This is a genomic window from Variovorax sp. Sphag1AA, assembly GCF_014192575.1.
Lineage (GTDB): Bacteria > Pseudomonadota > Gammaproteobacteria > Burkholderiales > Burkholderiaceae_C > Variovorax.
The window spans coordinates 637,842-664,225 of sequence record NZ_JACHYC010000004.1; the positions used below are offsets into that span (position 1 = coordinate 637,842).

A 26,384-nucleotide genomic window follows, 5' to 3' on the forward strand; every position below is an offset into this window, starting at 1 on the left:
GAGCCATCAGCTCGAACGGCCGCGGTACTTCAGCAAGAGGTAGGCGGGCCCGAAGAGGTGGATCTCGCGGTCATAGGCGAAAGAGACGACGACCTTGTCGCCGTCCTTTCGCACTTCGAGGTCCTTGCCGGTGACCGACGTGAAGTCATCGATTGCCTGGGCTCGATCGAAGATGGCGCGGACTTCGGGCACGGTCGTGCCCTCCTTCGCCTTGTTCGCGGCCTTCGTGATGGCCTGGTATTCGATAAGTGTCGGGATCACCTGCGCCACAACTACGCCGACGCACGCCACCACGATCGCCACGAACAACAGCCCGATGAACGAAATCCCGAGCTGCTTCTGTCTTGCCACTACAGACTTCATTGCCCTCTTCCCTATGTAGACACTAAATAGTTATTTGAATGTGCCGATGCGTCGCCAGTCGCTGAAATTCATCCAGATAAGGAATGCCCTGCCGACGATGTTCTGGTCCGGGACAAATCCCCAATAGCGCGAATCCAGCGAATTGTCGCGGTTGTCGCCCATCATGAAGTAATACCCCGGAGGCACCTTGCACACCACGCCTTCAACACTGTAGCGGCAATTCTCCTGAAAAGGGAACGCCATGATTTCGGCTTCCGAGAGGCCGGCACGACGAGTCTCGTCATTGAGGATGTCGTGCTGCGTGCCATTGAGGTTTTCCGAGTATTGCTTGAGGTAGCGCATCGTCTCCTCGTCGAAATAGTCCGGAATGGCATCCTTGCTGACCGGCTGCCCGTTGATCGTCAGCTTCTTGTTCAGGTAGGCCACCTCGTCGCCTGGAACGCCGATGACCCGCTTGATGTAGTCCATGCTGGGCTTGGGCGGGTAACGGAACACCATGACTTCGCCCCGTGCTGGCGGCCGGCCTTCGGTGATCTTGGTATTGATGACCGGCAGGCGGAGGCCGTAGACGAACTTGTTGACCAGGATCAGGTCGCCGACGAGCAGCGTCGGCATCATCGATCCGGAAGGAATCTTGAAGGGCTCGGCAATGAACGAGCGCAGCAAGAACACCACCAGGATCACCGGGAACAATCCAGCGGTCCAGTCCAGCCACCAGGGCTGCATGAGCAGGCGATCGCCTGCCTTGACGTCGACGGTGTCGACCTGGGTGATGCCCTGGCGTGCGAGTTCTTCGCGCCGGTTCGCGAGCGAGGACTCGAGCGAAGCAGCCGCACGTCGCCGCTTGGGAAGGAAATAGAAGCGTTCCGCCAGCCAGTAGACGCCGGTGACGACCGTGGCGAGGAACAGCAGAAGTGCAAAGTTGCCTTCAACTGCGCCGAAATACCAGGCACCGATGTAGCCGACGAAGGCCGCGAGAATCAATGAGGTGATAAATGCCATCTTTTAGTCTTCGACTTGCAGGATGGCGAGAAAGGCCTCTTGAGGGACCTCGACCGAGCCGATCTGCTTCATTCTTTTCTTGCCCGCCTTCTGCTTTTCGAGCAGCTTGCGCTTGCGGGTGATATCGCCGCCGTAGCATTTGGCAAGCACGTTCTTGCGCAGCGCCTTGATTGTCTCACGCGCAATGATGTTGGCTCCAATGGCCGCCTGGATGGCGACATCGAACATCTGCCGGGAAATGATCTCGCGCATCTTGCTGACGACGGCCCGCGACCGATATTGGCTCTGACTGCGGTGCACGATGATCGACAGCGCATCGACCTTGTCGCCATTAAGCAGGATGTCAACCTTGACGACATCCGACGCACGGTATTCCTTGAACTCATAGTCCATGGACGCATAGCCCCGGCTAACCGATTTCAGTTTGTCGAAGAAGTCGAGCACGATCTCGCCGAGAGGCATCTCGTAGGTCAGCATGACCTGCCGGCCGTGATAGGCCATGTTCATCTGAACGCCGCGCTTCTGGTTGGCAAGCGTCATCACGGCGCCCACGTATTCTTGCGGCATGTAGATGTGGACCGTGACGATCGGCTCGCGGATTTCCGCCATGCGCCCGACGTCGGGCATCTTCGACGGGTTCTCGACCATGATGACCTCGCCGTCGCTCTTCACGACCTGGTAGACCACGCTGGGCGCCGTCGTGATGAGGTCCTGGTCGAACTCGCGCTCGAGGCGCTCCTGCACGATCTCCATGTGCAGCAGCCCCAGGAAGCCGCACCGGAATCCGAAGCCGAGCGCCTGAGACACCTCGGGCTCGTAGTGCAGCGACGAATCGTTGAGCTTGAGCTTCTCCAGCGCATCGCGAAGCGAGTCGTACTCGCTCGCCTCGGTCGGATAGAGGCCCGCAAACACCTGCGGTTGGATTTCCTTGAAGCCGGGCAGCGGCTCGGTCGCAGTGGCTGCCGCACCGCCGGTGCCAGTCTTGATCTGCGTGACCGTGTCGCCGACCTTCGCGGCCTGCAGTTCCTTGATGCCGGCGATGATGTAGCCGACCTCGCCGGCTTCGAGGGACTCGCGCGCCTCGTTCGCCGGCGTGAACACTCCAAGGTTGTCTGCGTTGTAGCTGGCACCGGAAGCCATCATCTTGATGCGATCGCCCTTCGCAAGGCGACCATCAACCACACGCACGAGCATCACCACGCCGACATAGGAATCGAACCAGCTGTCGATGATCATCGCGCGAAGAGGTCCGTTGGGACTGCCCTTCGGCGACGGCACCTTCGCGACGATCGCCTCGAGGATCTCGTCGATGCCCATGCCGGTCTTCGCAGAACAGGGAATAGCTTCTGTCGCATCGATGCCGATCACGTCCTCGATCTCGGCCTTCGCGTTCTCTGGATCTGCTTGCGGCAGGTCCATCTTGTTGAGCACAGGCACGACTTCAACGCCGAGGTCGAGTGCGGTGTAGCAGTTCGCGACTGTCTGCGCTTCAACGCCCTGACTTGCATCAACGACGAGCAATGCGCCTTCGCATGCAGAGAGCGATCGACTCACTTCATATGAGAAGTCCACGTGGCCCGGTGTGTCGATCAGATTGAGGTTGTAGATCTGTCCATCGCGCGCCTTGTAGTGCAGCGCAGCGGTCTGCGCCTTGATGGTTATCCCACGCTCTTTCTCGATGTCCATTGAGTCGAGCACCTGTGCTTCCATCTCGCGCTCGGCGAGACCGCCGCAACGCTGGATCAAGCGATCCGCAAGCGTCGACTTGCCGTGATCGATGTGCGCAATGATCGAAAAATTTCTGATGTGATTCATCAACGGGAACGCTTAAGTACTTGAATTGGCTCGGGCACAAAGGGCTGCGGACAAGAAAAAAGGGCGCGTCCACAAGAGACGCGCCCTGAACCAACAAGCAATGGCAACTGCAGTAGTTGGAACTTCATTGTAGGCAAAAAGGGGGGCGCGTACAGTCGGGCCAAGGCCCTCGGACGGCCGTTGCAGGTCAGCAACAGCACACTTATAAACAACTTATCAACAGTGTCGGTGGACCAATCGCTTAACAACTTGTGGGCGAACTGTGGACCGTCGGTGGACGGACTGCAGGTATCTCGCATCGTGAAGATCCCGCGGTGGCTTATGCGATGACCAAAGGCTGCGGGCGCCCTATTCTACCGAAATCCATCATTAGACCCCTTACAAGTTAGCATTCGCTAACCAATTGAAGGTGCTGGCAGGCCTCAAAAAATTTTTCTTGGCGATGCGGCCGTGGCGCGACAGCGTCGAAAAAATGGCCCCAAACCCGACTACGGGGTGGGGCCACTTGACGCCGTCGATGTGATCAGCGTGCAGGCCGCACGAGCGCGTATTGCGCCCAGTCGCCCCGACGGAATAGCAGGCTGATCGGCTTGCTCCGGTCTGCCTTCGCCAGAGCCGCCTCGAACTCCTTGACGCTCGACACTTCCGTATTGCTGATGGCCAGAATGACATCGCCCTCCCGCAGGCCCGCCCGTGCGGCAGCATCTGTTGCGGCATCGACCTTCACGCCACCCTTGAGCTTCAGCTCTCGCCTTTGCGAGTCGGGCAGATCGCTCAGCGCGAGACCCATCGACTTCGCAGCGGCGGATGCCGGTGCCTTGCCCGTCGGCTCATCCCGATCCGAAGCACGCTTTGCAGGCTTGTCCGGCTCGATCTCGGCGATGGTCACGTTCAGGTCGCGCGTGTTGCCGCGTCGGAAGACCGTGACCGAACTCTTCGTGCCCGGCTTGGTGTTGCCCACGAGGCGCGGCAGATCGCTCGGCTTCTCGATCGACTTGCCGTCGAACTTGGTGATGATGTCGCCCGGTTCGATCCCTGCCTTCTCGCCTGGCGAGCCGGCCTCGACGCCACGAACGAGCGCGCCTTGTGCCTTGCCGAGGCCGATCGACTCGGCCACATCCTTCGTGACCTGATCGATCTGCACACCAATGCGCCCGCGCGACACGCGGCCAAAGGCGCGCAACTGGTCGCTTACGCGGATCGCCTCGTCGATCGGAATCGAGAACGAGATCCCCATGAACCCGCCGGAACGCGAATAGATCTGGCTGTTGATGCCGACCACCTCTCCACGCATGTTGATCAACGGGCCGCCGGAGTTGCCGGGATTGATCGCGACATCGGTCTGAATGAACGGCAGATAGTCGCCAGTATCACGCTGCTTCGCGCTCACGATGCCGGCGGTGACGGTGTTCTCGAGGCCGAACGGTGAACCGATCGCCATCACCCACTCGCCCACTCGCAGCTTAGACACATCACCTACCTTGACGGCAGGAAGGCCGGTTGCATCGATCTTCACCACAGCAACGTCGGTACGCTTGTCGGCACCGACGATCCGTGCCTTGAATTCGCGTTTGTCCGGCAGCGTCACCAGGACTTCGGAAGCGCCGTCGACGACGTGCGCGTTGGTCATGACGAAGCCGTCCGAGGAAAGAATGAAGCCGGATCCGACACCGCGTGGACGCTCTTCCTCTTGAGGCGCCGGACGGTTGGGACGTCCCTGACGCGGGACGCCGGGCATCGGCTGCCCGAAGAAGCGACGGAAGAACTCCTGCATCTCCTCGTCCATCTCCGGGTTGCCGCTTCCTTGGGTCACTTTCTCGACAGTGCGGATGTTCACCACGGCCGGCCCGACCTGATCGACGAGGTCGGTGAAATCGGGAAGGATGCGCGCCTGCGCGAATGCGGGTGACGGCGGCAGCAGCGCAGTGGTCGACACGACGGCCAGCGCGCAGGCCATCACGCACGCGCGGAGCTTGTTCCTCTCGAACTTGAGCATCATCAACTTCTTTCGTCTAAGAGCTTGGACAAAACGATATCCACGAGCGACGGTTCAGCGCGCGCGGGCGAGGCTTTGGGCAAACGCGTCCAAAGTCTGCGGCGGCACTTCGCCCACGGCCGTCAGCCACCAATCCCCATCCGTGTCGGTCAGTCGGCGCGTCAGCGTATACGTCGCACCGAGCGCAAGAAGGACCTCTTTAGCCGGGCGCTGGGCATCGTAAGGCTCCAGGAAAAGCGACACGGAAGCGAGGCCATCCGAGAAGGTCCACTGCATCGTGTGGCCCTGCGACTCGCCGCCAGTCGGTCGGCGATAGCAATTCACGGGCTTGAACCCGGGCACCGGCTTCTTGAGCGTCCAGCCCTCTCGTTGCGCCGTCGTGCGTTCAAGCTCCGACTTCTCGACGCGATAGCCCGAGGTGCTGGTCATCATCTGGTTCAACGCATGAACCTTGATCGGCGCGTCGAGTTGCAGTTCGGAGAAGGCGGACTGCTCGATGACCTTGTTGTCGCGATCGAGCGTCTGCAACTTCACGACCAGGCCGGAGCGGCGTTCGCTCCACACTCGGTATCCAAAACGGAATTCGTCACGAGGCTCCAGAAGGACCACGTCCGCATCGAATCCAGCAACGCGCCCCTTGCCCACGATCCGCGCACCATAGAAATCGGCAATGGATGAGTCCGGCGCGCCAATAAGGTTCGGGAACAGCTCTAGGTTCTCGCGCTTTTCGCTCTTGACCACCTTCGACTCAGGCAGGAACGTGACGACCCGGTCATTGCGCCGAAACGTCGAACGCGGCGGCCCGGACAGCGCCTCAATGCGCTCCATCTGAAGATCGCCCTCGCAGACGTGCCAGATGCGCGCGCTCGAAAGATCGCCCGTCTCGGCCGAGACGACAAACGTGCCAACATAGCTGCGCTGCTTCGACGCAGCATGCATTCGCTGGAGCCACTCGACGACCCCCAGGCTTGGCGTTTCACCAGTGGTGGGGCTCGCCTTCGCCGGCGGTGCGGCGCCCCGGGTCTGAGCCGTGGCCACCTGTGTCAAGCACAGCGCAGCCGTGAGGATCACGTATCGACGCGCGGGGATTGGGATCGAAACAGTCATCGCAGATGCAAGCGCTCAGCGCGAAGGCCTTTCGAAGGTGGCATTGCGCAGGAAGCCTGACGGAAGCTGCGATCCCCCGCTGACCTGCTGATGGGCTTCGAGTAGCTGATCGAGTCGTGGATCGCGCAGCATGACCTGCGGATTGCCGTTTCCGACCAAAACTCGGGTGGGGACGAGCGCTTGGCGCTGCGCAGGAGCCACATTGGCCGTCGCGACCACCGTGGCTGGGACCGCCTGCTGCTGGGCGAGCTGCGCGCCGGGAGCCCTGGCCCCCTCAACGCCAACCCAGTTCCAGCCGATGGCTGCTGCCGCCGCCAGCGATGCCGCCCCGGCGACAAGCTTCCAGCGAAAGACGGGCTCGTTCGCCGCCTCGACGCGCGGACGTCGGACCGGCTGCGCCTCAGGCAATGACTCCACGGCTTGCAGCGGAGGTTCTGCCGCCAGGCGGTCCTGGAATCGCGAAAGGAAGGTCGTCGTGTCGCTGCATGGTGCGTGAACTCCCGAACGCAGCACATCGCCGACCAGATGATAGGTCTGCCAAGTCGCGCGCAAGTCCTCGTCAATACCGAGGCTGCCAACCACGTGGACAAGCTCTTCACCTCGCAAATGGCCATCAGCAAGCGCGGACACCTGCTCACGAACTGTGTTTGTGTGCTTCATTTCATTCACCTGCTTACCATCGCTTGCCGGACTGGTTGTCCAGCAAGGGCTTGACCCTGGCAGAAATCGCCTCGCGAGCCCGGAAAATCCGCGATCGCACCGTGCCGATCGGACAGTTCATGACCTCGGCGATCTCTTCGTAACTCATACCCTCGATTTCCCGCAGCGTCACTGCCTGCCGGAGTTCAGCCGGCAACGCTTCCATGGCCGCCTCGACAGCCGCAGCAATTTCGTTGGCGGCCATCACGGACTCGGGGGTCTCGTCGCTGATTGGTTCGTTTCCGGGCCGGTAAGTTTCATCGTCATCTTCGGAAGACGAACGCAGGGCACTCTCGGTTACGGTTGGGTCGCGCTTCATGTCGACCAGCGCCTTCTTGGCGGTGTTCACGGCGATCCGGTAGAGCCACGTATAGAACTGGGCCTCGCCTCGGAACTGGTGCAGCGCCCGATAGGCTCGGATGAAGGTTTCCTGGGCGATGTCCTCGATCAGGTTCACGTCCCGCACCATACGGCCGATCAACCTTTCGATCCGGCGCTGGTACTTGACGACAAGCAGTTCGAAAGCCTTCTGGTCGCCCGCCACGGTCCGCTGGACCAGCTGAAAGTCGACTTCGCCCGGCCTCACCGCTTCGGCGGGCGCGCCTGACGGGCCGGCATCCGGTGGAACGGGGGGCGGTGAAGCTGTCATGACGAGAGGTGGTGCGCGTCTGAGGCGGATTCCGGGATCCCGGCCTTCGCTTTCGTCTGAATGGCGCGCGAATATAGCGCGCGGCGCAGATCTCGCCACCTTTGGGGCATGGCATTACGCTCGACCCAGACCCACCGTGTTGCGCCGACCGGTTCTCTAAGCCGTATGAGCAGCAGCCATTGCAGATCCAGCATCACCGCGGCCTGAGCAGTAGGCAAGTCAATGCCACCAGACATCGACCAGGATTGACCGTCGAAGATCAGATTTGCGCGGCTTGAACTTCGAAATACCCCGGTCCATGCCGCTAACGTGGCAATGATCGCGCAAACAAGGAGAACTCCGTCCCGCCAGTCGATTCCGGCCGATTGAACGGAGGCCACGATGACGGCGCAGATGCCAAGCACCCACAGAGCGATCAAAAGTCGCTCCGCATCGCGCGAGCGCCCCACCGGATAAATCACCGATGGGGCGCTATGCATGGGAAAAGAAGAGGATCAAACGCGCTTGAACACCAGCGTTCCGTTGGTGCCGCCAAACCCGAAGTTGTTCTTGACCGCGACGTCTATCTTGAGATCGCGCGCCTCATTGGCGCAATAGTCGAGATCGCACTCCGGATCCTGATTGAAGATGTTGATCGTCGGCGGGCTCTTTTGATGATGAACGGCCAGAACGGTGAACACCGACTCGATACCCCCAGCGCCACCCAGCAGATGCCCCGTCATCGACTTGGTCGAGTTCACGACGAGCCTTTTGGCGTGGTCGCCAAAAGCGTTCTTGATGGCGTTGGTCTCGTTCAAATCGCCCAATGGGGTCGACGTCCCATGAGCATTGATGTACTGGACTTGGTCTGGGCCCACGCCCGCATTAGCCAGCGCCACTTCCATGGAGCGGCGGGGCCCGTCCACGTTTGGCGCCGTCATGTGATACGCGTCGCCACTCATCCCGAAACCCGAGACTTCGGCGTAGATCTTTGCGCCGCGAGCCTTCGCGCGCTCGTATTCCTCGAGTACCAGCACGCCTGCACCCTCGCCAAGCACGAAACCGTCGCGATCCTTGTCCCATGGACGGGATGCCGTCTTGGGATCGTCATTTCGCGTGGACAGGGCACGTGCCGCGGCAAAACCACCCAATCCGAGCGGAGAGACGGTGGACTCGGCGCCGCCGGCGATCATGACGTCGGCATCGCCGTACTCGATCATTCGAGCGGAAGTGCCGATCGCATGCAAGCCGGTGGTGCACGCGGTCACTACCGCAATGTTTGGACCCTTGAATCCGTACTGAATCGACACATGGCCCGAGATCATGTTGATGATCGAAGCCGGCACGAAGAACGGAGACACGCGGCGCGGACCGCGATTCACCAATTCGGCGTGAGTGTCCTCAATGAGGGGGAGACCGCCGATACCGGAGCCAATATTGCATCCGATACGCACTGCCTCTTCTTCCGACAGCGCATCACCCGTGGGAAGACCGCTGTCTTGCACCGCCTGCATGGCGGCGGCAAGCCCGAGGTGAATAAAGCGATCCATGTGGCGCGCTTCTTTCTCGGCGATGTACTGCTTGATGTCGAAACCCTTCACTTCGCCGGCAAACTTGCAGGCGAAGCCGCTCGCGTCGAACTTGGTGATGGTGTCGATCCCCGACTTCCCGGCCAGTAGATTGGCCCAGGATTCGGTGACCGTGTTTCCGACAGGAGCGAGGCAACCGAGCCCGGTCACGACGACGCGGCGTTTGGTCATGCCGGCAAACCTTTCTGGAAGCGCTGAGACCGCTGCAGGGCGCTCGCAAGCATCAAGACTGCGGGCCGAAGGTACGGTATCTCAGCGTGGCCGATCAGGCCTTTTGATTCTTGGTGGCGTAGTCGACGGCGTTTTGCACCGTGGTGATCTTCTCGGCGTCTTCGTCCGGAATTTCGATGCCAAACTCGTCTTCGAGCGCCATCACGAGTTCGACCGTGTCGAGCGAGTCAGCACCGAGGTCGGCAACGAAAGCCTTTTCATTGGTGACTTGGGACTCTTCAACGCCGAGTTGTTCGGCAATGATTTTCTTGACACGTGCTTCGATATCGCTCATTTGGTTCCCTCTGAGGGTTGTAGGTAATCGGTGGATTTTAGCCGGCCGGATTGTGGCATTTGCCGCTCGGCTGTAGGTGAAGGGGATTGCGCTGGCGGCCTACATGTGCATGCCGCCGTTCACGTGCAGCTCCTGACCGGTGACGTAGCCCGCCTGAGGAGATGCAAGGAACGCGACTGCATTGGCAATGTCAGCAGGCTTACCCAGATGACCGAGAGGGATCTGGGCAAGCAGCGCCTGCTGCTGTGCCTCCGGCAAGCTGGCGGTCATGTCGGTTTCGATGAATCCCGGCGCGACGCAATTGACGGTGATGCTGCGACTGCCGAGTTCGCGCGCCAACGCTCGCGTCATGCCAGCGACGCCAGCCTTTGCCGCCGCGTAGTTGGCCTGGCCCGCATTGCCCGAAGCACCGACCACGCTGGTGATGTTGATGATGCGCCCATAACGCTGCTTCATCATCGGTCGGATCACTGCGCGTGACAGCCGGAAGACCGCCTTCAGATTGGTATCGAGAACGGCGTCCCAATCGGAATCCTTCAGACGCATCGCAAGCGTGTCGCGGGTGATGCCCGCGTTGTTCACGAGCACGTGGATGGCACCGTAGACCTTCACGATTTCGTCGACGAGCGCTTCGACAGCAGCGCCGTCGTTGACGTCCAGCGCGCAACCGCGGCCACCGTAGGCGCCCAGCGCCGCAGTGATCTTGGCAGCACCATCGTCTGTCGTGCCTGTTCCGATCACCTTGAGGCCACGCTGGGCCAACTCGAGCGCGATGGCGGCACCGATGCCGCGCGACGCTCCGGTCACCAACGCGACCTGTCCTTCAAATTTAGGAGTGCTCATTGGATTAACTCTGGATCGACGCTCAAGCTGCGAGCAATTGCCTGGTGTCGGCGAGACTCGCCGGGTCATACACCGACGCTGCAGCCAACTCGGGAGCGATGCGCTTGGCCATGCCGGCCAGCACCTTACCGGGACCGCATTCGATCAAGGCTTCGATCCCGCGCGCCTTCAGGGCATGCACCGTTTCGACCCAGCGCACGGGGCCAGCGGCCTGACGCACTAGCGCATCACGGATCGACTCGGGATCAGTCACGACTGCCACATCGATGTTGTTGACCACTGGAATCTGCGGCGCCAGGAAAGTCACTGACGCCAGGCGCTCACGCAGCGCTTCTGCCGCGGGCTTCATCAAGCTGGAGTGAAAAGGCGCAGAGACCGGCAGCGGCAGTGCCCGCTTGGCTCCGTTCGCCTTCAGGACTTCACAGGCCTTCTCGACTGCGGCCTTGCTTCCGGCGATCACGGTCTGCATCGGATCGTTGAAATTCACAGCCTCCACGACTTCGGCACTGCCCGTACCAAAGCTCGCAGTCACTTCGGCACAGCCCGCCTTCACCTTCTCGGCGTCCATACCCAGAACGGCCGCCATTGCTCCAGCCCCGACAGGAACCGCCTGCTGCATGGCCTGTGCGCGAAAGCGCACCAGAGGAGCAGCCTGAGCCAGCGTCAGCACACCAGAAGCGACCAGCGCAGAGTACTCGCCCAACGAATGCCCGGCCACGACGGTCGGTCGATCGCTGCCTTCGGCCAGCCAGGCGCGCCATGCTGCGACGCCGGCAACCAGCATCACGGGTTGGGTGTTGGCCGTCAGGGCGAGCGCTTCTTTCGGCCCCTCATGAATCAGGCGGGCAACATCCTCGCCCAGCGCATCCGACGCTTCGCGCAGCGTCTCAGCCACGGCAGGATGATCGCCCCAGGCGTCGAGCATGCCCACCGCCTGAGAACCCTGTCCCGGGAAGACAAATGCGAAAGATTTCATTGTTCTTGGCTCCACGTGCGCAGCCGTCGCCGCGATGCGCACTTCAATAGTTCAACAGCACCGCGCCCCAGGTGAATCCGCCGCCCACGCCTTCGAGCATGAGCGTGTCGCCCTTCTTGACCTTGCCCGATCGCACCGCGTGGTCGAGCGCGAGGGGGATCGATGCGGCCGAGGTGTTGCCGTGCTCGTCGACCGTGACGATCAGCTTTTCGCGAGGAAGCTTGAGCTTCTTGGCCGTGCCTTCCATGATCCGGATGTTGGCCTGATGCGGGATCAGCCAATCGATGTCCTGATCGGTCTTGCCGGCTTTTTCCAGGGTCGTGCGCGCCGCTTCTTCCAGCACGCGAACCGCGAGCTTGAATACCGCCTGCCCATCCATGTGCAGGAACGGCGTGCCAAGCACAGAGCCGCCAGATACATGGCCCGGCACGCACAGGATGCCGACGTGCTTGCCGTCGGCATGCAGGTCGGTAGCCAGAATGCCGGGTTCGCTGCTCGCCTCGAGGACGACTGCGCCGGCACCGTCCCCGAACAGCACGCAGGTGGTCCGATCGCTGAAATCCAGGATTCGCGAAAACACTTCCGCCCCAACGACAAGCGCGCATTTGGCGCTGCCGGTGCGGATCATTGCGTCGGCGACGGTCAATGCATAGACGAACCCACTGCAGACCGCCTGAACATCGAACGCAGGGCATCCTGCAATACCGAGCTTGTTCTGAAGAATGGCCGCCGCGGACGGGAACACCATGTCTGGCGTGGACGTCGCGACGATGATCAGATCCACATCGGCCGCACTCCGGCCGGCGGCTTCAAGGGCGCCACGGGCGGCCTCGAGCCCGAGATCGCTACTGGTTACTTCAGGCGCAGCAAAATGCCTGGCCCTGATTCCGGTGCGCTCGATGATCCATTGGTCAGAGGTCTCAACGCCGCGAGATGCGAGGTCTCGAGCCAGATCGTCGTTGGTCACGCGGCGAGGCGGCAGGTAGCTGCCGGTGCCGGTAATGCGAGAGAAAAGTGTCATCAGACGTGGAGCGCTGCCGCGTCGGCCGCTGCTGGTTCTTGCCGCGCAAGCAGGGGCGCGGCGTGGGCTATGCGGGCCCGCACACGATCGAGCAGGTTGTTGCGAGCGGCATCATAAGCGCGATCCAAGGCATGGCCGAAAGCCACTTCATCCGCAGAGCCATGGCTCTTGAATACCAACCCGCGAAGCCCGAGCAAGGCGGCGCCGTTGTACCTCCGATGATCGAGGCGTCGCTTGAGCGCTTTTAGAACCGGATAAGAGACGATCGCCGCCAGTTTGCTGAAAAAGCCGCTGGAATACTCGATTCTAAGAAAGTCCACGATCATCGAAGCAACGCCCTCTGTTGCCTTCAATGTGACATTGCCAACGAAACCGTCGCACACAACGATATCGGTCGTCCCTTTGAAGATGTCATTCCCTTCCACGTTGCCGTAGAAGTTGAGATCCTGCGAATTGGCTGCTTTTCGAAGCAGTTGACTCGCTTTTTTGATCGTTTCGCTACCTTTGATCGCCTCTTCCCCGACATTCAGAAGGCCCACACTGGGGGACTCATTGCCGGTCAACGCCGAAACCAGGGCCGATCCCAGAACGGCGAACTGCAGAAGATCCTCTGCGTCGCAATCCACGTTGGCGCCAAGATCCAGAACGGTTGTCGCACCGCCCTTGCTGTTGGGGAGTTGGGGGGCAATTGCCGGCCGGTCGATGCCATCCAGCGTCTTGAGGAGATATCGCGCAATCGCCATCAACGCACCGGTGTTACCGGCGGAGACGGCCGCTTGAGCAGCCCCATCCTTTACTTGCTGGATGGCCACACGCATCGACGAATCCTTCTTCTTACGAAGCGCGATCTCGATGGGGTCATCCATGCCAACGACCTCGGTGGCCGCGACCACCGTTGCGCGGGGATGGGAGAAGCTGGAAAGCTCGTCGGGAATGCCAACGAGAAGGAGCGACGCCTCGGGGTGGCGCTCAAGAAAACCACGGCAGGCCGCGAGCGTGACGCGCGGACCGTGGTCGCCGCCCATGCAATCAACGGCAAGCGTGATCACTGAAGGCGCAGGGAATGAAGCAGACGGCGTAGCCATCAAAACAAAGGCCCGACGCTACGCAAAAAGTAGCTTCGGGCCTCGACCTTGAAACGGGTTCAGGCTTCGGATTTGGTCTTGAGAACCTTGCGACCGCGGTAGAAACCGTTCGGGCTGATGTGGTGACGCAGGTGGGTTTCACCGGTCGTGGGCTCGACGGCGATGCCGGGCACGCCCAGCGCGTTGTGCGAGCGGTGCATGCCGCGCTTCGACGGCGACTTCTTGTTTTGCTGGACGGCCATGATGGCTCCTGAATGAATTCGGGTGGGTTGGTGGGCATGCGAGGCGGCGATAACGCTCCAATAGCATTAGCGGCGGCGCGCGCGAAGCCCATGATTATAGCCTAGAGGCACCAAAGAACGCCACTCCCGCCGCCTGAACGTCTATTTGTCCTTGCCCGACCTCAATTGCTTGAGTACGGCAAATGGATTTGGCTTGGCTTCTTCCCCCGCATCGAAATCGGGATCGATCGCCGATAGGCGCGCAGGCTCGGGACACACTTCGTGCCGCGGAGTGACTGGAATTTCCATCAGAAGTTCGTCCTCGATGAGTCCGTGCAGGTCGAAGTCCCGGCTCGCCACCAAGACATCTTCTTCGGCTTCCTCGTCTTCCGCTGCGGCAATGGTCTCGTCCGCGACAAAGCGGAACCACCGAGCGACATCGAGCGCCACATCCACCGGCGCGAGGCAGCGCTGACAAACCAGAGGAACCAGAGCGTGTGCGGTGAGGTGCACCCATGGCACTGCGTGACCGTCGGCACCACCTCGGAGCTCCCCTACGGCCTCCCACTGGACAGGCAAGTCGGCGGACGGCTCGACCAACTCGGCATGCAGCCGCTGATAGCTCCGTACTGGCTCGCTCCCGGAAATGGAGGCACCCGCTTCGGCAAAACCATTCACGTCCAGTCGGCCGGGGACAAATTCTCTCGTCATCCGATCAGTCTAAACCGCTCGCGCACAATCGCGACCATGCAACGCCAAGTGATCCTCGCCTCGACCTCGCGATACCGACGGGAACTCATGCTCCGGCTGCGTCTGCCCTTTGATGTGCAGCCACCGGAAGTCGACGAAACGCCCCTCGACGGCGAAGTGCCGCGCGCGCTCGCGGAACGGCTCGCGCTCGAGAAGGCGCGCGCCGTCGCGCGCCTCTTTCCGGAGGCCGTGGTGATCGGCTCGGATCAGGTCGCCGACCTTGCCGGCGAGCCCCTAGGCAAGCCCGGGGACCATGCACGTGCCACGGCGCAGTTGCGCCGCATGCGCGGCCAGACGCTGATCTTCCAGACTGCGGTAGCCGTTGTTTGCCAGGCAACCGCATTCGAGCAGCGCGATCTCGCACCGGTGCGCGTGGTTTTCCGCGACCTCACCGATGCGGCAATTGAGCGCTATCTAATCGCAGAACAACCCTATGACTGCGCCGGAAGCGCAAAAAGCGAAGGGCTCGGCATCGCCCTCCTCGATGCCATCGACAGCGACGATCCGACCGCGCTCGTCGGCCTGCCTCTGATTCGCACAGCACGCATGCTGCGAGCCGCTGGAGTCGACCTGCTGTGACGAGCCAAGCCCACGGCAAGCTCTACCTCGTCCCCGCCCCGCTGGACTTCGGGTGCGACGAGCAGCCCGATATCCAGGAAGCTCTGCCGCTCGGCACGCTGCAAGCGGCCGCACGCATCACTCATTGGATCTGCGAGAACGCCAAATCGGCGCGCGCCTATCTGAAACGGATTGATGCGGTCGCACCCCTTGCAGCGCCGCTCCAGGCACAACAGATCCAGGAGCTTCCGCGCGAGGTGCACAAGAAGGGCGATCACGGCGGGCAGTTCGACGCCCGGCCGTTGCTTGCGGCGGCGCTCAACGGCAACGACATCGGGTTGCTCAGCGAAGCCGGCATGCCAGCCATCGCCGACCCCGGCTCCTCGGTGGCCAAGGCTGCGCATGACCTTGGCATCACGGTCGTGCCGCTCGTCGGTCCGGTATCCCTGCTCCTGACACTCGCCGCCAGCGGGCTCAACGGGCAGAACTTCGCTTTCGTCGGCTACCTGCCGCAGGACGCGGACGCCCGCATTCGCCGTATTCGAGAGCTCGAAACGCTTGCACTCAAGACAGGCCAGACGCAACTCTTCATCGAAACGCCATACCGGAATGCCGCCCTGCTGCAGGCGTTGACGCAGACACTGCAGCACAACACCCGTCTGGCGGTCGCAAGCGGACTGACGCTCTCGTCATCCCAGATTCGAAGCAACACCGTGAAGACATGGCGCACCATGCCGGGCCTGCAGGATGAACGCATGCCGGCGGTATTCGCGATCGGCCGTTAGTGGCTCCAACGATGACGGTCACTTCCGCAAGGATGCGCTGGGCATCGCGCGCGCAGTTCTTCTGTTCGGGCTTTGTATTTGCCACCTGGGGCGTGCACATCCCCACGGTCAAGGCGCACTACCACGTGAACGAAGCGCAGCTCGGTTTTGCCATGCTTGCCGCGGGCGTCGGTGCACTGCTGGGCCTCACCCGGGCCAGTCGCTGGATCGGCCGCCACGGCGCAAGACGCATGGCGGCGGTTTGCGGTTGCACTTACGCGGTGCTCCTGTCCGGTCTGCTCCTTGCCCCCAATTTCCTCGCCGTGCTTGCGCTGCTCGCGGTATTCGGTATCGCGACGAGCGTGTTTGATGTGGCAATCAACACCGAAGCCGCCCAGCTGGAATCGCGCAACGGAAAGCCCCTCATGAGCGGTATGCACGGCATGTTCAGCCTCGGCGGCATGGTCGGGGCGACCACGGGAGGCGCGGCGATCGCGGCGGGCATGGCACCGCAGCACCACCTGACGCTCGTCGCAGCTGCGATGGCACTCACGATCGCCCTTTCATCTCAATGGATGCTTCCGAAAGAGGCCACCGCGTTTCAGACCTCGGACGAAGGATTTCGCCTTCCGCGCGGCGCCCTGGCCATACTCGGCCTGCTGGCCGCGCTGGGCCTGATCGCCGAAGGCGCGATCTACGACTGGAGCGTGCTGTATCTCCAACAGGAGCTCGGCAGCGCGCAGCAGCAGGCAGCACTGGCCTATGGAAGCTTCTCTGCGGCCATGGCGCTGGCGCGATTCTGCGGCGACGCGATGAGAGCCCGGTTCGCGCCCGCCGTGCTGCTGCGCGGCAGTGCTCTGCTGGCGGCCGCTTCGATGACGCTCGTACTGGTCACCAGCAATCCCTGGGTGGCACTCGCAGGATTCGCGGGCGTCGGGATCGGCTTTGCGAATGTGGTGCCGGTTCTTTTTTCGGCGTCGGCGCGTGTGCCGGGCGTCGAGCCTGCGCAGGGCATTGCAGCAGTTTCGGCAGCCGCCTATCTGGGTTTCATGGCCGGGCCGCCGGTGATCGGCTTCCTGGCGCAGATCAGCTCGTTGACAGTCGCGCTATATGTAGTGGTGGCCTTTGCGGCCGCGCTGGCAGCCTCCGCCCGCTACGCCAATTCCGCCTGATTCACCGCAGCGCTGGCGCTGCGCGCAACGCGCGGACCGACGCATCGCCAAGGGCAGCACCGAATTTCTTCGCGAGCTTTTCGGCCACGTTGTCGCGGCGGGTGTAGTCGATGAGCTCTTCGGCCTTGACCACTTCTCGCGCGACGTAATCTACATTGCCGAGCTGATCCGCCAGACCGAGTTCGATCGCCTGCTGACCGCTCCAGAACAGGCCGCTGAAGAGGCCCGGCGAATTGACCTTGAGGCGATCGCCACGGCCAGTCTTCACCACATCGATGAACTGCGTGTGGATCTGGTCCAGCATCTGCTGCGCATGCGCGCGCTGGGCGTCGCTCATCGGGCTGAACGGATCGAGAAATCCCTTGTTCTCGCCCGCCGTCAGCAACCTGCGCTCCACGCCGACCTTCTCCATGATTCCCGTGAACCCGAAGCCATCCATCAAGACGCCTATGCTGCCGACGATGCTGGCCTTGTCGACAAAGATCTTGTCCGTAGCTGCCGCGATGTAGTAGGCAGCCGAAGCGCAGGTCTCTTCGACAACCGCATAGATCGGCTTGTTGTACTTGGCCCGCATGCGCTTGATCTCATCGTTGATGATGCCGGCCTGCACAGGGCTGCCGCCCGGCGAATTGATGAGCAGGATCACGCCCTTGGCGCCCTCGTCCTCGAACGCGGTCTTCATCGCCGCAACGACGAACTCCGCACTTGCATCGGCGCCGTCCGCGATCTCGCCCTTGATCTCGATCACCGCGGTGTGCGCCGTCGTCTTGGCCGCCGTTTGCGAGCCGCGCGAGATCACGAACCACGCCAGCGCAACGAAGAAGACCAGCCAAGCCAGGCGGGTGAAGTTCCTCCACCGGCGTGCGGCCCTTTGCTCCTTCAATGCAGCGAAAGCGAGCTTCTCCAGAGTCGCACGCTCCCATCCGGATTGCTGGGTCGGATCGTTTCTCGACATGTTTCTCGAGCCCCCCTGGGCGGTTGATGAAGGCGCGGCGCGATCGAAGGGTTCGAACCCTTCGGGCTCCGTGCGGTTTGAATCGGTCATGTCAGAAGGCGAGAGGTTGGAGGTTCCAGGCAGTATGCCAGTGCACGACGCCGTCACGCTCGCTGAGCGCGATCTTCACCAGGCCTCCGCGGCACGGGCCGCCGACGCATTCGCCGGTGTCGGGCCTGTAAACAGCGCCGTGCGTCGCGCAGAGGAGCCATTGCCCGCTGTCGTCGAAGAAGCGGTCGGGCTGAAAGTCCAATTCCATCGCCACGTGGCTGCAGCGATTCAGGTAGGCATGCGCCACGCCCTCGAAGCGGACAGCGAATGCACGGCAGGTCTGCCCTGCGTGCACCACGTCGAACGGCACCGCGCGGCCGCCTTCGACCAGCTCAGCGGCGTTGCAAAGAGGAATGCAATCGCTCATGCCCGGATTTTCACGCGTTCCCCAGAAGCCATTCCGCAAGGCCGGAAACCGAATGCGCCACGTGCAGCGGCGAAAGTGGCTCGAAGCCGCCGGGTTCGTGCGCCCCGTAGCTCACGCCGACGCTCGCGCAACCGGCATTGATCGCAAGTTGGAGGTCGTGTGTGGTGTCCCCGATCATCAGCGTGCGTTCGGGTGGCACGTCGAGCTCTTCCATGAGCTCCAGCAGCATGCGCGGATGCGGCTTGCCGAAGGTCTCATCTGCCGTGCGCGAGGCATCGAAGCGGTCCCGCAGCGCGACCGTCGCGAGCGCCTCGTTCAGCCCCCGGCGCGACTTGCCGGTGGCGACGGCGAGCAGGTGGCCGCGGGCCCGCAGCGCGTCCAGCATCGGGAGCACACCGTCGAACAGCACGACGTCGTCCTGGTGCTGCAGGTAGTGGAAGCGGTAGCGCGCGCCCAGTTCCGGATATTTTTCCCGCGGGACGTCGGGAGCCGCCTTTGCAAGCGCTTCGGCAAGCCCCAGCCCGATTACCCAGGCGGCATCGCTTTCGCTGGGCTTGGCGCCACCAACATCCACCACGGCGGCCTGGATGCACCGGACGATCAGTCGCGTAGAGTCATAGAGCGTCCCGTCCCAGTCAAAGGCAATCAGGTCGAAACGGCGGGAGAGTGGGTCAGTCATGAGGAATTTGATGGATGGGCAGCGAGCACGTCGAGCGCCTCCGGCGAGACCAGAGCACTCAGCTCCGTCGGGAGATCGGCCTGCAGCGCCATGCGCTCGTGACTCGCGGGATGGTTGAACTGCAGGCGCCAGGCGTGCAGGAACATGCGTTTGAGGCCAATCTTCTGCAGCGCCCGGTTGTGCTCGAAGTTGCCATATTTGTCGTCGCCGACGATGGCGTGGCCGGCCGAGGCGAGATGAACCCGGATCTGGTGCGTCCTGCCGGTCTTGATGGTGACCGCGAGCAGCGATACGGGCACCGCATCCGCCGCCAGATTGAAACGGGCAAGCACCTTGACCAGCGTGACCGCCCGCATTGCATCCGGGTGATCCTTGGCCACCACACGCACGCGGCGCTCGCCCGCCTCAGATCCGCCGGTCGACCCCGGAAGCAGATATTTCGCAAGCGGTGCGTCGAGCACCTTCTTGTTCGCTGGCCAATCACCGTCGACCAGTGCGAGATACGTCTTTCCGGTCTCGCGGTCACGAAACTGGTCCTGCAGCGCCGTGAGGGCCGAACGCTTCTTGGCGACCAGCAGGATGCCGGAGGTCTCGCGGTCGAGCCGGTGCACCAGTTCGAGGAAACGGGCCGCCGGTCGCGCGCGTCGCAGTTGCTCGATCACGCCGAAACTCACGCCGCTCCCGCCGTGCACCGCGACACCGGCGGGTTTGTTGATTGCGATCAGTGCGTCGTCTTCGTGCAACACGGGGAATTCCCGAGGTGGCGCGGCCGGCGACGCCCCCTCTTCCGAACGCGCAGCGACCCTCACTGGGGGTACGCGCAGCACGTCGCCTTCGGAAAGACGGGTCTCTGCCTGCGCTCGGCCCTTATTGATGCGCACCTCGCCCGAACGGATGATCCGGTAGACGTGCGTCTTCGGCACGCCCTTCAGTTGGCGGAACAGGAAATTGTCCAGTCGCTGCCCGGCAGACTCCTCGTCAACCGTGAGAAAGCGAACTTCCGCTGCCCCGGGGCCTGGCTTCGCACCTATAATATTTTTCACCAGCGCGGTCATGTAAGTGCTTGATTAATCAGAAGTTTAGAGCACGCAGGAGGCGCTGTGAGGTCGATGCCGCTTTGATGTCGAGTCCGCAAGCTGCGCGCTAATGCGCAAGGCGGCGGGCGCTTCATCCGAGTCAAGCCGACGCCCACGAAACACCATTACGGAATACCCAGCCGGCAGCTCCAGGCTACCGGCGGATCGAAGCGAGTACCTCGTGTTGATGCTACTGGTTCAACTTGTCCTGCGCTGGCTGATGCCGGCGAGCACAGGCATTGAGCCGCAAGCCGTGCGCATCACCATTGCGCCAGTCGCTGTCGAAAAGATAGCAAGTCAGCACCCGATTGGGCTCGCACCCATCCACGCGCCCCCGCCCTGGCCTGCATTGAGCTGAATCTCGATGCGGCTGCCGGCATTTGTGCGGCAGTTCAAGCCAAGGCATAGCGGCAATTCCTTCGTTTCGCGGCGCGCCGTCCGTGCATCGTTAGGTCCGTCATGGACCGGTAGACGAGACGAAACATAGAGAAGGACAACGCATCATGAAACGGATGCTGATCAATGCCACGCAGGCCGAAGAACGCCGCCTGGCAATCGTCGATGGGCAAAAGCTCCTCGACTACGAAATCGAGATTGAGGGACGCGAACAACGCAAGGGCAACATCTACAAGGCGGTCGTGACGCGCGTCGAGCCGTCGCTGGAAGCCTGCTTTGTCGACTACGGCGAGGACCGCCACGGCTTCCTCCCGTTCAAGGAAATCTCCAAGCAATACTTTGCCGAAGGCGTTTCGGCCAGCCAGGCCCGGATCCAGGACGTGATCAAGGAAGGCCAGGAGCTGGTCGTCCAGGTCGAAAAGGAAGAGCGCGGCAACAAGGGCGCCGCCCTAACGACCTTCATCTCCCTGGCCGGGCGCTACGTCGTCCTGATGCCCAACAACCCGCGAGGCGGCGGTGTCAGCCGGCGCATCGAGGGCGACGACCGGGCCGAGCTCAAGGAAGCGATGGACCAGCTCGAGTACCCGAAGGGGATGAGCATCATCGCGCGCACCGCCGGCATCGGCCGTTCGGCGCCCGAGCTGCAATGGGACCTGAACTACCTGCTCAAGCTCTGGTCCGCCATCGACGGCGCCGCCAAGGGCGGCAAGGGCGCCTTCCTGATCTACCAGGAGTCCTCGCTGGTCATCCGCGCGATCCGTGACTATTTCAATCACGACATCGGCGACATCCTGATCGACACCGACGACATCTACGACCAGGCCCAGCAGTTCATGGCTCATGTGATGCCGGAGCACGCAGGCAGGGTCAAGCGCTACCGCGACGACGCGGCGCTGTTCAGCCGCTTCCAGATCGAGCACCAGATCGAATCGGCCTACGCCCGCACGGTGCAGTTGCCCAGCGGCGGCGCCATCGTGATCGACCACACCGAGGCGCTGGTCTCGGTCGACGTGAACTCGGCCCGCGCGATCAAGGGCGGTGACATCGAGGAAACCGCGACCCGAACGAACCTCGAAGCCGCCGACGAAGTGGCGCGCCAGATGCGCCTGCGCGACCTTGGCGGCCTCATCGTCATCGACTTCATCGACATGGATGAGTCGAAGAACCGCCGCGAAGTCGAAAGCCGCCTGCGCGACGCGCTGCGCCAGGATCGCGCCCGCGTGCAGTTCGGCTCGATCAGCAAGTTCGGCCTCATGGAAATGAGCCGCCAGCGCCTGAAGCCGGCGCTGAGCGAAGGCTCCTCCATCCCCTGCCCGCGCTGCGGAGGCTCCGGCCACATTCGCGACACCGAATCGAGCGCACTGCAGATCCTGCGCATCATTCAGGAAGAGTCCATGAAGGACAACACGGCGGCCGTGCATGTTCAGGTGCCGGTCGAAGTGGCCTCCTTCCTGCTCAACGAAAAGCGCACCGAGATCGCAAAGATCGAACTCAAGCAGCGCGTGAGCGTGCTGATGGTGCCGAACAAGACGCTCGAGACGCCCAACTACAAGCTCGAGCGCCTGAAGCACGACGATCCGCGCCTCGACCACATCGACGCCAGCTACAAGATGGCTGACGAATTCGAGGATCCGACGTCGGTGACGCGCCGTTCGCAAGAGCCGACCAACAAGCAGACGCCGGTGATCAAGGGCGTGCTGCCAGACGCACCCGCGCCTGTCGTGGCCCCGAAGCCCGAAAGCGTCCAGGCGCCTGTCGCGGCGCAGGCCGCAGCAACGGCTGCCGCCTCCGCGGCACAGGCCAAGGCGGCCGAAACGGGCTTCTTCGGCTGGATCAAGCGCGTCTTCGGCGGCGCCCCTTCCGCGGCACCTGAGCCCGCGCCGGCTCCCGTCGAAGCACCGAAGCAGCGTCGCGAAGGCCGCTCTGGCCGAGACGGCGAGGCGCAACGCGGTCCGCGCGAAGGCGGCGACCAGCGTCGTGGACGCGCCGAAGGCCGTAGCGGTCGCGATGGCGAACGCCGTGGCGGTCGCAACGGCGATCGTCGCGAAGGAGGCGAGCGCCGCGAAGGCCGTAACGAGGCCCGCACCGAAAACCAGGCACGCGAGCCGCGCGAAGCGCGCCAGGGCCGCGAAGGCGAACGCCGCGGTCGCGGTGGCGAACGCCGCGAAAGCGAAGTCCGCCAGCAGCCGATGGAGGCGGTAGACGCCCAACTCGAAGCCCAAGCGCTTGCCGCAAGCGGCGCAGCCAACGATTCCGCCATCCAGGCCGAACGCGTGCCACGTGGCCGCGGCGAGCGCCGCGATCGCGGGGAGCGTGGCATGGAGACGGGACGCGAACGCGGCGGCGACGCCTCGCGCGAATCCGGCGAAGTGGCCGAAGGCGGCGCATCCGGCGAACGCGCGGGTCGCGGCAGCCGCGAAGAACGTGCACCACGCGGCGAACGTGGTGAACGTGGCGAAGGCCGCCGCGAACGACGCAATGACGGCGCTGCGCGCCCTGAAGCGTCTCTGGAACAATCCGTTGCCGAACTCAATGGAGCACCGGCTGAAGAGCAAGGCGTCGAGGCAGCGCCGCGCCGTGAAGGCGAAGAGCGTCGCGGCCGTTCGCGCGACCGGTACGGCCGTGATCGCCGCGAACGCGCACCGCGCGAAGAGGGCGACATCAACATCGCTGCTTCGACGGAACGCGCGGCGAGCGAAGTCCAGACGGCCCAACTGCCCGCGGAACCTGCGCTTGCGGAGGTGATTGCCGCGCCCCAGGCGCAGCCGATCGTGGTTCCGACAAGCGCTGCGCCCGTCCGCGCGATGCCCAAGATCCAGCCCTTCGTACTCCCTTTGGACGAACTGGCTCAGATCGCTGAAGGCTCGGGGCTGCAGTGGGTGAACTCCGACGCCGACCGTGTGGCGCAAGTCCGCGCCGCGATCGACGCGGAGCCCAAGCCGGTTCATGTTCCCCGCGAGCGGCCGCCGGTCATCGTGCTCGACGACGGTCCGCTGGTACTGGTCGAAACCCGCCGGGATCTCGCGGGCATCGTGCTGCCTTTCGAAAAGGCAACGCAGGACGCGAGCCCCCGTCTTTAAGACCAAAGGGGCGCTGAGCCCCTGATTCACAAGAACCAAGCCCGGTGTGCAAGCACCGGGCTTTTTTCATGCGTGAGCGCCCGCTCCCGGCAGCTCATTGCTGTCGCCACCCCCTCTTCGCCTGTATCGAGATTTCGCGGGCGATGCGACTTGTGATGCTGCGCCGCACAAGAGGCAGTGGCTGCACAAAGTCACGTTTCGCCAAACGGCGTATGTAAACAACACATTCAGGCCCGCGAGCATTAACATGTTGTTAAACAAAAGGACTACACTTGGTTCGCACATGTTGCATCGCATCAACCGTCGTGGCAACGCACCTTACAGAGGTAAAGACTAGACCGTTTGGCGGAAGATGTAGCGCTTTTGTTGACACGACAACGGCAGCAGCATATGTTCAAATTCTTGCGAATAGTAGTAAAGCGTTACACTGGAACGCCCCCTGATTGAAGCAGCACCCGTTACGGGAGAATTTCAAATGTTTCGTTCTGACTCGACCGCAAACGGCAACGTGGTCCGACGTTTTTCTCCCGACGGGGGCGGTCCTTCGGCACCTGCGACGTACGCACAGCCGCGCCGACTGTCCTACTTCGAACGCACCGTCAAACGGTCGATCGACATCGTGGGCGCACTCACGTTCTTTGCCCTGTTCGGGCCGCTCTACGTCATCGTCGCGCTGAGCGTGGCGATCAGCATGGGCCGTCCGGTCCACTTCTGGCAGAACCGCCTCGGCGAAAACGGTCAACGCTTCCGGTTCTACAAGTTCCGCTCGATGGTGCGGAACTCCGAGGATGTCCTGGATGAGTTCCTCAGCCGCAACGACATGGCCCGCACCGAATGGGACACCTTCCAGAAGTTGGACAAGGATCCACGGATTACACCGATTGGCATGCTCATCCGCAAGCTGAGCCTGGACGAACTCCCCCAGTTCTGGAATGTCCTGAAGGGTGACATGAGCCTCGTCGGCCCACGCCCGTGCATGGAGCGCCAGCGGAGCCTCTACGGCAAGGGATGGGAGCACTACTGCGCAGTGCGCCCCGGCATCACCGGCTTGTGGCAGGTGAGCGGTCGCAACAGGCTGTCGTATGCACGCCGCGTGGAACTCGACGTCGAATACGTGTGCAACTGGTCTCTCTGGCTGGACATCAAGATCCTGTTCAGGACCGTCCGCGCCGTGGTCAGCGGGGAGGGTTCGCGGTGACAGTCGTTCACCCCGTTGTTCTCTGCGGGGGTAGCGGCACGCGGTTGTGGCCCCTCTCGCGCAAGACGCTTCCGAAGCAGTTCGTTCCGCTCGTCGGCGACAAGAGCTTGCTGGTGCTCACGCTGGAGCGCCTTCGCAAGCTCAACACCGAAGTCACCTGCGTGGCATCGGAAGAGCATCGATTTCTCGTGCAGGAATGCGTGGATGCGGCCCGGGTGACGGGCAGGCAACTGCTCGAGCCTGTTGCGCGGAACACTGCCGCCGCGATGGCTGCCGTGGCGCTGCTGAGCAAGCCGGACCACCTGCTGCTCTTCGCGCCCGCGGACCATCACATTCCCGATGTCGACAGCTTCGCCGACACGATCCGCAAAGGCATTCCCGCCGCGTTGCATGGCCATCTGGTGACGTTCGGCGTGGAGCCGACCTTCCCCAGTACCGCCTACGGTTACATCCGTCAGGGGACCAAGCTCGATGGACCACTGGCAGATGAAGCGGGCCATACGGTGGCGTCCTTCATCGAGAAGCCAGCGGCGGCTCGCGCCGAGCAGTTGCTGCTCGAGGGGGGAAACTTCTGGAACGCAGGGATCCTGCTCGTACAGGCCAAGGTGCTCATCAAGGCACTGGAAGCGCATGCGCCGGACATCCTCAAATCGTGCAGGGCTGCGACTCAGGCAGTCGAAGTCGACGGTGACTTCCTGCGCATGGAACGGTCCACATTCGAGCACTGCCGCAGCCAGAGCATCGACTACGCGGTCCTCGAAAAATCCGACCTCGTTGCCGTCATCCCCTTCCGCGGACGTTGGACTGACGTCGGAAGCTGGAATGCGGTGGCCGAACTGCACGACCTGGACTCGAACGGCAATCGCATCAGCGGCAATGGCTTCGCGATGAGTTCGGCTAACACCTTCATCCATGCGCCCATTCGTCCTGTCGTGGCGCTGGGCACCAAGGATCTGCTGGTGGTCGACACGCCGGATGCATTGCTGGTGGTGCACAACGACTGCGTCGAGCAGGTCAAGGACGTCGTCGCGCTGCTTACAGCCAAGGGTCAGAGCCAGGCGGTCAACCACCGGCGCGTCCCAAGGCCTTGGGGCGCCTACGACAGCATCGATGACGGCGAGCGCTTCGCGGTCAAGCGGCTCACGGTGAAGCCGGGCGCCCGGCTCGCGCTCAGGATGCACCACCATCGCGCCGAGCACTGGGTCGTGGTCAAGGGCGCCGCCCGCGTGACCTGCGACGGCAATGCCCGTCTCGTGAAGGAAAACGAATCGATCTACATCCCCGTGGGCGCGGTCTACCGTCTGGAGAATGCCGGCAAGACCACCCTCGAAGTGATTGAGGTGCAGACAGGCAGCTACCTGGGTGATGACGACATCGTTCGTTTCGACGGCGAAGACGCGTTGGGCGCCGACACCAGTCAACGCAAACTCGCGTGACCCTCATCCTTGA

General features: G+C 62.7%; 26 protein-coding genes. 6 read left to right on the forward strand and 20 right to left on the reverse strand.

Annotation, left to right across the window (positions count from 1 at the left end; all coding sequences use genetic code 11):
* Positions 1–6: 6 nt before the first annotated feature.
* The 16 genes from FHW64_RS19075 to FHW64_RS34745 all read right to left on the reverse strand — a co-directional run bounded on the left by FHW64_RS19075 (position 7) and on the right by FHW64_RS34745 (position 14,363).
* The gene (locus tag FHW64_RS19075; protein ID WP_184529002.1) at positions 7–363 is read right to left on the reverse strand and encodes a DUF4845 domain-containing protein; all 357 of its coding nucleotides are present in this window, start codon (positions 361–363) and stop codon (positions 7–9) included.
* Between the two features lie 30 nt (positions 364–393).
* Entirely contained in the window at positions 394–1,365 is a 972-nt protein-coding gene (gene lepB / locus FHW64_RS19080) for a signal peptidase I (RefSeq protein WP_184529004.1), read from the reverse strand.
* A 3-nt stretch (positions 1,366–1,368) separates the two neighbouring features.
* Positions 1,369–3,180 carry a translation elongation factor 4 gene (lepA, locus tag FHW64_RS19085; RefSeq protein WP_184529006.1) on the reverse strand — a complete coding sequence of 604 codons (1,812 nt, stop codon included), beginning with the start codon at positions 3,178–3,180 and terminating at the stop codon, positions 1,369–1,371.
* A gap of 523 nt (positions 3,181–3,703) precedes the next feature.
* The gene (locus tag FHW64_RS19090) at positions 3,704–5,179 is read right to left on the reverse strand and encodes a DegQ family serine endoprotease (protein WP_184529008.1); all 1,476 of its coding nucleotides are present in this window, start codon (positions 5,177–5,179) and stop codon (positions 3,704–3,706) included.
* Between the two features lie 51 nt (positions 5,180–5,230).
* Positions 5,231–6,283 (reverse strand): MucB/RseB C-terminal domain-containing protein, encoded by a 1,053-nt coding sequence (locus tag FHW64_RS19095; RefSeq protein ID WP_184529010.1) that lies wholly within the window; start codon positions 6,281–6,283, stop codon positions 5,231–5,233.
* A 15-nt stretch (positions 6,284–6,298) separates the two neighbouring features.
* The gene (locus FHW64_RS19100; RefSeq protein ID WP_184529238.1) at positions 6,299–6,943 is read right to left on the reverse strand and encodes a sigma-E factor negative regulatory protein; all 645 of its coding nucleotides are present in this window, start codon (positions 6,941–6,943) and stop codon (positions 6,299–6,301) included.
* Between the two features lie 13 nt (positions 6,944–6,956).
* The gene (gene rpoE / locus FHW64_RS19105; protein WP_184529012.1) at positions 6,957–7,631 is read right to left on the reverse strand and encodes an RNA polymerase sigma factor RpoE; all 675 of its coding nucleotides are present in this window, start codon (positions 7,629–7,631) and stop codon (positions 6,957–6,959) included.
* Entirely contained in the window at positions 7,628–8,092 is a 465-nt protein-coding gene (locus FHW64_RS19110) for a hypothetical protein (protein WP_311733333.1), read from the reverse strand. The genes rpoE and FHW64_RS19110 overlap by 4 nt, the downstream gene beginning before the upstream one ends.
* Before the next feature lie 33 nt (positions 8,093–8,125).
* Positions 8,126–9,370, reverse strand: a complete 1,245-nt coding sequence (gene fabF / locus FHW64_RS19115) for a beta-ketoacyl-ACP synthase II (RefSeq protein WP_184529015.1) — start codon at positions 9,368–9,370, stop codon at positions 8,126–8,128.
* A gap of 94 nt (positions 9,371–9,464) precedes the next feature.
* Positions 9,465–9,704 (reverse strand): acyl carrier protein, encoded by a 240-nt coding sequence (gene acpP / locus FHW64_RS19120; RefSeq protein ID WP_007830471.1) that lies wholly within the window; start codon positions 9,702–9,704, stop codon positions 9,465–9,467.
* 99 nt (positions 9,705–9,803) lie between these two features.
* Positions 9,804–10,547, reverse strand: a complete 744-nt coding sequence (gene fabG / locus FHW64_RS19125; protein ID WP_184529017.1) for a 3-oxoacyl-ACP reductase FabG — start codon at positions 10,545–10,547, stop codon at positions 9,804–9,806.
* A 22-nt stretch (positions 10,548–10,569) separates the two neighbouring features.
* Positions 10,570–11,523, reverse strand: a complete 954-nt coding sequence (gene fabD / locus FHW64_RS19130; RefSeq protein WP_184529019.1) for an ACP S-malonyltransferase — start codon at positions 11,521–11,523, stop codon at positions 10,570–10,572.
* Positions 11,524–11,566: 43 nt separating this feature from the next.
* Positions 11,567–12,544 carry a beta-ketoacyl-ACP synthase III gene (locus FHW64_RS19135; RefSeq protein WP_184529021.1) on the reverse strand — a complete coding sequence of 326 codons (978 nt, stop codon included), beginning with the start codon at positions 12,542–12,544 and terminating at the stop codon, positions 11,567–11,569.
* Positions 12,544–13,593, reverse strand: a complete 1,050-nt coding sequence (gene plsX / locus FHW64_RS19140) for a phosphate acyltransferase PlsX (protein WP_184529023.1) — start codon at positions 13,591–13,593, stop codon at positions 12,544–12,546. Before plsX ends, FHW64_RS19135 begins: the two co-directional genes overlap by 1 nt.
* A gap of 95 nt (positions 13,594–13,688) precedes the next feature.
* Positions 13,689–13,871: a 50S ribosomal protein L32 gene (gene rpmF, locus FHW64_RS19145; protein WP_028248601.1), complete on the reverse strand. Its 183-nt coding sequence runs from the start codon at positions 13,869–13,871 to the stop codon at positions 13,689–13,691.
* A gap of 141 nt (positions 13,872–14,012) precedes the next feature.
* Entirely contained in the window at positions 14,013–14,363 is a 351-nt protein-coding gene (locus tag FHW64_RS34745) for a YceD family protein (RefSeq protein WP_311733334.1), read from the reverse strand.
* Positions 14,364–14,597: 234 nt separating this feature from the next.
* Between FHW64_RS34745 and FHW64_RS19155 the strand changes: the two genes are divergently transcribed.
* Genes FHW64_RS19155 through FHW64_RS19165 form a run of 3 tightly spaced genes read left to right on the forward strand, consistent with a single transcriptional unit; the run spans position 14,598 to position 17,094 of the window.
* Positions 14,598–15,179 carry a nucleoside triphosphate pyrophosphatase gene (locus FHW64_RS19155; RefSeq protein ID WP_184529027.1) on the forward strand — a complete coding sequence of 194 codons (582 nt, stop codon included), beginning with the start codon at positions 14,598–14,600 and terminating at the stop codon, positions 15,177–15,179.
* Positions 15,176–15,943, forward strand: coding sequence for an SAM-dependent methyltransferase (locus FHW64_RS19160; RefSeq protein ID WP_184529029.1), 768 nt, complete (start codon positions 15,176–15,178; stop codon positions 15,941–15,943). Before FHW64_RS19155 ends, FHW64_RS19160 begins: the two co-directional genes overlap by 4 nt.
* A gap of 11 nt (positions 15,944–15,954) precedes the next feature.
* The gene (locus FHW64_RS19165) at positions 15,955–17,094 is read left to right on the forward strand and encodes an MFS transporter (protein ID WP_184529031.1); all 1,140 of its coding nucleotides are present in this window, start codon (positions 15,955–15,957) and stop codon (positions 17,092–17,094) included.
* A 1-nt stretch (position 17,095) separates the two neighbouring features.
* Here the strand turns inward: FHW64_RS19165 and FHW64_RS19170 are convergent, their stop codons facing one another.
* The 4 genes from FHW64_RS19170 to FHW64_RS19185 are packed head-to-tail and all read right to left on the reverse strand — an operon-like array spanning position 17,096 to position 20,228.
* Entirely contained in the window at positions 17,096–18,139 is a 1,044-nt protein-coding gene (locus FHW64_RS19170) for a S49 family peptidase (RefSeq protein WP_184529033.1), read from the reverse strand.
* 1 nt (position 18,140) lies between these two features.
* Positions 18,141–18,506 (reverse strand): Rieske 2Fe-2S domain-containing protein, encoded by a 366-nt coding sequence (locus tag FHW64_RS19175; protein ID WP_184529035.1) that lies wholly within the window; start codon positions 18,504–18,506, stop codon positions 18,141–18,143.
* 10 nt (positions 18,507–18,516) lie between these two features.
* The gene (locus FHW64_RS19180; RefSeq protein ID WP_184529037.1) at positions 18,517–19,185 is read right to left on the reverse strand and encodes an HAD-IA family hydrolase; all 669 of its coding nucleotides are present in this window, start codon (positions 19,183–19,185) and stop codon (positions 18,517–18,519) included.
* Positions 19,182–20,228: an RluA family pseudouridine synthase gene (locus FHW64_RS19185; protein ID WP_409350635.1), complete on the reverse strand. Its 1,047-nt coding sequence runs from the start codon at positions 20,226–20,228 to the stop codon at positions 19,182–19,184. Before FHW64_RS19185 ends, FHW64_RS19180 begins: the two co-directional genes overlap by 4 nt.
* Positions 20,229–20,764: 536 nt before the next feature.
* Between FHW64_RS19185 and FHW64_RS19190 the strand changes: the two genes are divergently transcribed.
* The 3 genes from FHW64_RS19190 (at position 20,765) to FHW64_RS19200 (ending at position 26,371) form a co-directional block, all read left to right on the forward strand.
* Entirely contained in the window at positions 20,765–23,737 is a 2,973-nt protein-coding gene (locus FHW64_RS19190; RefSeq protein WP_184529041.1) for an Rne/Rng family ribonuclease, read from the forward strand.
* Between the two features lie 475 nt (positions 23,738–24,212).
* Complete coding sequence (locus FHW64_RS19195) at positions 24,213–24,935, forward strand: sugar transferase (RefSeq protein WP_184529043.1); 723 nt, start codon at positions 24,213–24,215, stop codon at positions 24,933–24,935.
* Positions 24,932–26,371 carry a mannose-1-phosphate guanylyltransferase/mannose-6-phosphate isomerase gene (locus FHW64_RS19200; RefSeq protein ID WP_184529045.1) on the forward strand — a complete coding sequence of 480 codons (1,440 nt, stop codon included), beginning with the start codon at positions 24,932–24,934 and terminating at the stop codon, positions 26,369–26,371. Before FHW64_RS19195 ends, FHW64_RS19200 begins: the two co-directional genes overlap by 4 nt.
* Positions 26,372–26,384: the final 13 nt, after the last annotated feature.